At 63.7% G+C, this 5,888-nt stretch carries 6 protein-coding genes, 4 tRNA genes and 1 pseudogene; 8 read left to right on the top strand and 3 right to left on the bottom strand.

Features of this window, described 5'->3' with window-relative positions; translation table 11 throughout:
* Nucleotides 1-308 precede the first annotated feature (308 nt).
* A complete protein-coding gene (locus WAW17_RS22880) occupies nt 309-698 on the top strand; it encodes an MmcQ/YjbR family DNA-binding protein (protein ID WP_422335194.1) in 390 nt (129 codons plus the stop codon).
* Complete coding sequence (locus WAW17_RS22875) at nt 695-1,282, top strand: hypothetical protein (RefSeq protein WP_422335193.1); 588 nt, start codon at nt 695-697, stop codon at nt 1,280-1,282. Before WAW17_RS22880 ends, WAW17_RS22875 begins: the two co-directional genes overlap by 4 nt.
* A 58-nt stretch (nt 1,283-1,340) precedes the next feature.
* Here WAW17_RS22875 and WAW17_RS22870 read toward each other — a convergent pair.
* Nucleotides 1,341-1,416 (bottom strand) — tRNA-Lys (locus WAW17_RS22870).
* Nucleotides 1,417-1,743: 327 nt separating this feature from the next.
* Between WAW17_RS22870 and WAW17_RS22865 the strand changes: the two genes are divergently transcribed.
* From WAW17_RS22865 to WAW17_RS22845, 5 genes are all read left to right on the top strand, one after another.
* Nucleotides 1,744-2,400 (top strand): TetR family transcriptional regulator, encoded by a 657-nt coding sequence (locus WAW17_RS22865; protein ID WP_422335192.1) that lies wholly within the window; start codon nt 1,744-1,746, stop codon nt 2,398-2,400.
* A 98-nt stretch (nt 2,401-2,498) separates the two neighbouring features.
* Nucleotides 2,499-2,571 (top strand) — tRNA-Glu (locus WAW17_RS22860).
* A 126-nt stretch (nt 2,572-2,697) separates the two neighbouring features.
* Nucleotides 2,698-2,771: transfer RNA gene (locus WAW17_RS22855), tRNA-Asp, on the top strand.
* A 38-nt stretch (nt 2,772-2,809) separates the two neighbouring features.
* A tRNA-Phe gene (locus WAW17_RS22850) sits at nt 2,810-2,886 on the top strand.
* Nucleotides 2,887-3,097: 211 nt separating this feature from the next.
* Nucleotides 3,098-3,751 carry a TetR family transcriptional regulator gene (locus tag WAW17_RS22845; protein WP_422335191.1) on the top strand — a complete coding sequence of 218 codons (654 nt, stop codon included), beginning with the start codon at nt 3,098-3,100 and terminating at the stop codon, nt 3,749-3,751.
* A gap of 10 nt (nt 3,752-3,761) precedes the next feature.
* On the opposite strand, the gene WAW17_RS22840 is transcribed toward WAW17_RS22845, so the two are convergent.
* Both WAW17_RS22840 and WAW17_RS22835 read right to left on the bottom strand, forming a co-directional pair.
* Entirely contained in the window at nt 3,762-4,826 is a 1,065-nt protein-coding gene (locus WAW17_RS22840; RefSeq protein ID WP_422335190.1) for a lysylphosphatidylglycerol synthase transmembrane domain-containing protein, read from the bottom strand.
* A 27-nt stretch (nt 4,827-4,853) separates the two neighbouring features.
* Nucleotides 4,854-5,633, bottom strand: coding sequence for an SDR family NAD(P)-dependent oxidoreductase (locus tag WAW17_RS22835; protein WP_422335189.1), 780 nt, complete (start codon nt 5,631-5,633; stop codon nt 4,854-4,856).
* Between the two features lie 140 nt (nt 5,634-5,773).
* On the opposite strand from WAW17_RS22835, the pseudogene WAW17_RS22830 reads away from it, so the two are divergent.
* Nucleotides 5,774-5,888, top strand: a pseudogene (locus WAW17_RS22830) (VIT family protein); the annotation flags it as partial.

Here is a 5,888-nt window from a genome sequence, read left to right as displayed (position 1 = left end):
TCGAGTTGGGTCAGATCCCTCGCCATGTGCATTGCCTCCATATAACTGATGCGGATGTAGTTGAGCCTACGGCACCGTAGGTAAGTTGCTGAACGTCGGCGACGGGGTGGAAACCGCAGAACGTTACCGATCCGTAATTGGATCTCCAATGTGTGTCGCCGTAACCGGGCCGACTGTTACATCCAGTGTAACGGTTCTGTCGAACATGTCCTGACCTGGGAAGTAGTCCCGCGGGCTGTCGTCGTCGGATCGCCGCAGCGCGAAGGGCGCCTGTTGCGGTTCGCCGCGACGCAGCCAACAATCGTCACATGGGCAACAACAACATGAGCCGTCTGGAGCAGATCGTCGCCGAGTTGCCCGAAACCTTGCGAGTGGACATCGACGCATGGGACGGGCACCCCACCTTCCGCGTGCAGGGTAAGAACTTCGTCTTCAGTGACAGCGAGGCCGCCCGTCTGACGGTGAAGCTGACCAGGGATGAGGCCGCGGCGGTGATCGCGACGGAGCCCGGGGCCGTGCCGGCCGGATACGGGCTCGGATGCCACGGGTGGGTCGCGTTCGATCTCACGCACAGTGAGAACGTGTCGTGGGAGCAGATAAGGGAATGGATCCGGACGTCGTACATGCTCGTTGCTCCGAAAAAGCTCGCCAGGATGGTCCTGGCCGAAGAATCGTCGATCCGGGGAGACGCGTCATGACGACCGACAACACCACGGCTGCACCCACTCCCGCGCGATCCGGGTTGCCGGTGTGGGCCAAGAAGGCCATCGCCATTGCCGTCGCCGTCGCGCTGCTGGTGATCGCATACTTCGTTCTTGCCGCCTACCTTCCTCGCAAGTGGGCGCAGTCGGTGGGGGGACTGGCAGACCAGAGCTTCAGCGCGGGAATCCTGTGGGGACTGCTCTTCGGCGCGCTCTGCACACTCGTTCCCCTTCTCCTGTTCCGCTGGGCCTGGAGACTCTTCCGCCGCCGACGATTCAAGCCACTTCAGATCGGCCTGCTGATCGCGGGCATCGTGGTGATGGTTCCCAACCTGCTCACGCTCGGTGTGGTGCTCGGAACCAACAGTGCCGCGCACGCCGGCGAGCGAATCATGGATGTCGAAGCGCCCGGGTTCCGTGGTGCCTCGCTGGCTGGAGCCATCATCGCGGTGCTGGTGTTCGTCGCAGTCGTCGGTTTGTCCTACACCTATCGCAAGCGCGGCGAGGACCTCGCCAGAATGCGCGGGCCTGCGGAATCGGGCAAGGCAGACCCTGCTCCGGGTCCGTCCACGGCGTCGTAGTCGGGGAACCTGCACAAGAAAGACCCCACCAGGCACGGCGATGCATGGTGGGGTCTCGTGGTGCCCCCAGTAGGGCTCGAACCTACGACCTGCGGATTAAAAGTCCGTAGCTCTACCAACTGAGCTATAGGGGCGCGGAGCCAGAGTCTAGTGCGCCTGAGTTGGGGGTGGGAAACAGGACCCCCGGAACGGCACGCCGGATCATCGGCCAGATGGTTCGACTCGGGTGCGCACCCCCTGCAGCGCACCCGAGTCGGATAAATAGTACCACTCGGTGTGTTTCGGATGTGGTCTGCTTCTGATCGCTTCGCGACCCTCGAGGTTGGCAAACAACCCAATTTTCAGCATCCTGATCGTGCTTGTGTTGCTTGTTTCAAAACGGGGATACTGTTAGGTATGGCTTCAGTCGTTCCGGCAGGGCGGCGAAGCGGGTTCGAATACTTCGAGAGGTACCCACCGCCATGGCACGTCAACAGGAGCGGGCGCGACGTACTCGTGCGGCGCTGGTTGAGTCGGCTGCGATCGAATTTGCGAAACGCGGCTACGCGGCCGCGTCGGTGAACACGATCCTCGAAGGCTCGAATGCCACCAAAGGGGCGATGTATTTCCACTTCCAGTCCAAGGAAGAATTGGCTCGCGCGGTTCTTCAGGCTGGAATCGTGCAATTCACTGCCCTGAGTGAACAGTGGCTGCACCGGACGGACATCGGGCCGTTCGAAGCGCTGCACGGTCTGGTGCTCGATCTGGCCACGTTGTTCCACTCCAGTGTCATCGTGCGGGCGGAGTTCAGGTTGATCGTCGAACCCGAGTTCTACGCGGACGTTCAATCGGGCAGTGCACAGAGGTGGGGGCGCACCGCCTACGAGCTCGCGACACGGGCCCAGCGGGAGGGCCTGTTGCGCGAGGGCGCCGATCCCGAGAAGTTCAGCCGCGTCCTCGCGGCCTCGCTCGCAGGTCAGCGGTACCTGGACGACATGACGGCCACGGGCGGAAGCTTGGCTGAGCGATTCGAGGAATCACTCGAAGTGGTGCTTGCTGCCATGGCGTCGCAGGACTGGCTGGACACGTTCGCCCGCGAAGGTTGGCCTGCAACCGGTTCAGAACTGCCCGAATCATAGCCTGACCAGGTGATTTGGGAAACTCTCGATCCGTGTCCTAAGCTATCCAAGCTCCCAACGGAACGCCGTTGAGGTACTGGTTCGGAGAGATCCGACGGGCCCCCTTCGTCTAGCGGCCTAGGACGCCGCCCTTTCAAGGCGGTAGCGCGGGTTCGAATCCCGTAGGGGGTACGTTTGACCGGTGTCGAGCATGCGGTATGGTTCGGCAGCAAGAAAGTGGCAAGAAGTTTTACGGGTGACATTTTTTACAGTGACATGCAGTACCGCCCTGCTTCGGTAGGGCAGCAGGATAAGCAAGGCCCTGTGGCGCAGTTGGTTAGCGCGCCGCCCTGTCACGGCGGAGGTCGCGGGTTCGAGTCCCGTCAGGGTCGCAACACAATGCGATAGGCATTCGGTTCGGGTGCCGTCCGGCCAGGTAGCTCAGTTGGTACGAGCGTCCGCCTGAAAAGCGGAAGGTCGCCGGTTCGATCCCGGCCCTGGCCACCAAAGATGTCGGTGAACCCCCGCTCGGTGCGAGTGGGGGTTTTCCGTTCTCCGGGCCCTCGCGCGGCAGACGTGTCCGAGCACATCTCACCGTCCAGACCCCAGCGCCTCGTGCAGGTGTTCAAGGAAATTGCCGGCGCTCCGGACATTCGGATCACTCGATCCCAGCGGTAGGCGTGAGTCCGGTAGGGGGTCGGTCGCTAGGCTGACGGCCATGAGCAGTGCTGAAGAGGCGCAGGCCGGGAGCCGTGACGGTCTCCTGTCGTTGCTTCGCGACGGTCAGTTACCTTCCCGGGTCGCCAAGGCGCCACAGAGGGAGCGTTACCAGAGGATCGTTGAGGCGGCGATGGAACTTGCGTCCGAGGGTGGGTACGAGGCCGTGCAGATGCGGACCATCGCGGATCGGGCCGGTGTCGCGCTGGGAACGGTGTATCGATACTTCCCGTCGAAGAACCACATCCTCGTGATGGGGCTTCTCATGGTCATGGGAGGCATGCGGGCCCGATTCGAGAACGTCACGATTCCGGGTGAGGTGCCGTCCGAGCGAATCCTGTTCGTTCTGCGTAAGAACACCGAGGTTCTCGAGAAGGACCGGCCGAGGTATGAGGCGCTGGTTCGAGCGTTCATGTTCGCGGACGCGTCGGCGTCGGCCGAACTCGATGCCTTCGGTGAATTGATGACCGAGATGTTCGCCAAGACCATCGGTGTCGAGCAGATCTCCGAGGAGCAACTCAATGCCGTCCGCGTGATCGGGGACGTGTGGATGTCGGCCCTGGTGTCATGGGTTGCGGGCCGGATGTCCGTGGACCAGGTCATGACGCATCTGGGTTTGGCTGTGCGTCTGGTGTTCCGGAGACTGGGCGGCTGATCGTGCGCGGTCACTTCGATCGGTCCCATATCGGCTGGAGATCGGGCCCTTCTTCGCCCTGATGGTTGTTGCGGTAGCGCAGTGCGAAGACGACCCATCCGATCGCGGCGATCAGGATGAAGCTCACAAGTCGGTAGACGAGGATCGCAGACAACGCTTGTGCACCCGTCATGCCGCTGGCGGTCAGAGCGGGGACCAGGACGGCGTCCATGACCCCGAGTCCGGCGGGTAGTAGCGGAATCGCGGAACGGACGGCATTGGCGGTGGCATACGCCACGGCGAGCCCGGCAAGGCTGGGCTGCCCACCGATCGCGTAGCACGCGAAGGCCAGACACAAGGCGTCCGCGATCCAGTTGGCCAGTGACCACCCGAACGCGCGAGCCGTGTCGCGGCGGTCCATGCGAACAGCGCTCATCTGTGCGACGACGCGCTTCCACCGGCGCACGCCGAACCACCACGGCTTCTTCCGCACCGAGTTCACTGCCCGCAGGGCGGTGATGCCCACTCCCTCGAGGGCGTCGGGCCGAGCCGCGGCGTACTGGGCCACCACTATGAACGCGAAAAGGCCGCCGAGGGTGAAGATCAGGGAGAACGGATTGGTGCTGGCTCCGACCAGGAGGGCGCCGACCACGCCGATGACAGCGAGTGCACTTGCCTGGAGTACACCCGCCATCACCAGTTGCCAGGTGGCAACCACGGGACTTGCTCCCCAGCTTCGTGTTTGGCGATAGGTGAAGGTGGCGGCAACCACCGGTCCGCCGGGGAGGGTCACGCTCATCGAGTTTGCTGCCAGCGCGACGGAGAGTGACTGCCGCTGACGCACGTGTACACCCGCTGCTCCCAGCAGAGACCTTTGTATCCGCGCGAAACACGATATTGCGGCCAGTGACGCCAGGATGGCCGCCACAACCCATCCCCACCTGAGGTCGCCGAGATTCTGGACGCTCTCGGCGAGGTCCGGCCAGATGAGAACGACCTCGACCACCAGCACCGCGACGAGCACGGTTCCGAGGATCCATTCGACTCGACGCCTGCGCGGCATCGGATGGCGATGGGAGTGGTCGTCGTCAGTCATATTCGTCCATTACACATGTTCGGCGCTTCATGCGGTGTAACCGCCGTCGACCTCGAGCTTCTGGCCGGTGACGAATCCCGCCCGGTCGCTCGCGAGGAAGCAGACGGCCTCGGCGACGTCGCCCGCTGTACCGAACCGCCGCAGGGGTATTCGGCTCATGGCGACGTCGAGCGCCTGCTGATCGAGTTCGGCGGACTCGATCAGGCGTTCGGCCATCCCGTCGGTCAGCATCCCCGGGCCCACCGAATTGAAGCGGACGCCGTAGCGCCCCTCTTCCACCGCGAATCCCTTGACCAGTTGCTCGACGGCGCCTTTGGTGCCGGTCGACAACCCGTCACGTACCGCGAAGCGAGTGGTCGCCGCGGTCGTCACGGCGACGACGGACCCCGACGTTTCGCGCAGCGCGGGCAGGGCTGCCTTGACGACGGTGAAGAATGCAACAGCTTCCTGATCGAGGTGGTGTGCGTAGTCTTTCGGCGCGATTCGGGAGAGGTGGATCATCGGAATCTGCGGTCCCGCTGCGTGTACGAGGACGGTGAGCCCACCGAAGTCGTCGACGGTCTGCGCCACAATGTCGGCGACGCGTGATTCGTCGGTGAGATCCGCGCGGAATGCCGTTGCAGCGACACCGAGTACCTCGAGTTCACGCACGAGATCGGCCGCGGCGTCGACGTTGGACCGGTAGGTGATGGCTACGTCGTGTCCGAGTGCGGCGAGCCGGCGGGCGATCGCGGAGCCGATGCCACCTGTGCCCCCGGTGACGAGGGCGGACAGCAGGGGCGGGCGGCTTTCGGCGGTCGATTCCATGGCGGTCCTCGAGGGGTGTTGGGCGGGTAGGGCGTGATAAACCTAGCAAGTGCTTGGTTGGGGTGGTGGGAGCTGCTGCACAGCCTCAGTGCAGCCTTGCCTCGCTACCAGGCCACCCCGTTTCCATTTAGCCTGAACGCATGCCAGCAAATCGCGCCGAACGAGCCAAACCGTCCCACCCCGCCACTGAACCACACGGCTCCGGACTGGCAAGCCGCCTCAACTGGTTGCGTGCCGGTGTTCTCGGGGCGAACG

The sequence above is a fragment of the Rhodococcus sp. (in: high G+C Gram-positive bacteria) genome (genome assembly GCF_049286785.1).
In the GTDB taxonomy this organism is placed as follows: Bacteria; Actinomycetota; Actinomycetes; order Mycobacteriales; family Mycobacteriaceae; genus Rhodococcus_F.
This window is presented reverse-complemented; position numbering and strand designations above follow the sequence as displayed.